The organism is Micromonospora mangrovicola, assembly GCF_047200535.1.
Lineage (GTDB): Bacteria > Actinomycetota > Actinomycetes > Mycobacteriales > Micromonosporaceae > Micromonospora.
This window is the reverse complement of the sequence record NZ_JBJZOG010000239.1, coordinates 1-1,057: the sequence shown is the minus strand read 5'-3', so window position 1 is coordinate 1,057 and position 1,057 is coordinate 1. Positions and strand designations below refer to the sequence as shown.

The 1,057-nt window shown below is 68.2% G+C and carries 1 protein-coding gene; it reads left to right on the top strand.

Annotation, left to right across the window (positions count from 1 at the left end; genetic code table 11):
* Positions 1-13: 13 nt before the first annotated feature.
* A partial coding sequence (locus ACL02O_RS34255; protein WP_412822330.1) for a DNRLRE domain-containing protein occupies positions 14-1,057 on the top strand: 1,044 nt, incomplete at its 3' end.

Sequence of the window (1,057 nt, the reverse complement as noted above, 5' to 3'; positions counted from 1 at the left end):
GACCACGCCGGCGATGCTGCCGAAGGCGGGCCAGATCACCCGGCTCTACCGCACCGGCCAGACCGACACGACGCTCTCCGCGGGGCGGCCGACGGAGAACGTCGACCAGTACGACGGCGACCCGTTCGTCTCCGCGGGCAACAACTCCAGCTACTACGGCGATGCCCGGGGCCTGGTCAAGTTTCCCAACCTGACCGGCATTCCGTCGGACGCGCAGGTCGTCGACGCGCAGCTGCAGATGTACGCGACCAACGAGTACCCGGGTACCAGTTCCGGCGACTACTACGACGTCTACCAGCTGACCCGCGGATTCACCGAGGACAAGGCCACGTGGAACACCTACGACGGGACCAACGCGTGGACCACGGCGGGTGGTGACTACGACACCAGCTGGAAGGCGGCCCGGACCGGGATCACCAACGACCCGGAGTGGCAGAGCTGGGACGTCACGCAGCCCGCGGCGGAGTGGCTCAAGACGCCGACCAGCAACCGCGGTTTCCTGATCCGGATCCGCGACGAGGTGAGCCAGACCTCCCGGGTGATGCTGCTGTCGTCGGAGGGCCAGGAGCCCCTGCTGCGGCCGACCCTGGAGGTCACCTACCTGGAGCAGACGGCCGAGTCGACGTACTACGCGGCGTCGACTCCGGAGCTGCTGGCGCCGGCGTCGACCTACACCGTGCCGGTGACCGTGTCCAACCCGACGCTCGCCGACTGGAACGCCTCCGACTGGGAGCTGTCGTACAAGTGGGAGCGGCCCAACGGCGAGCCGGTCACGGACGCCAGCGCCCAGGCTTTCACGCCCCTGCCGAAGGACGTCGTCAAGGGCGGCACCGTCGACGTCACCGCGCAGCTGAAGACGCCGCCGTCGTCGACGGAGGGCAACAAGCGCACCGACTACGTGCTGCAGTGGGAGCTGCACAACAAGCAGACCGGCAAGTGGTTGTCGGAGACCGCCACCGCGATCCAGCCGCTGCCGCAGAACGTGGCGGTGGAGGAGCCGACCTCCGACCAGCTCGGCCTGGAGAAGTTCTACTCGTACGCGGGGAAGAACACCGGT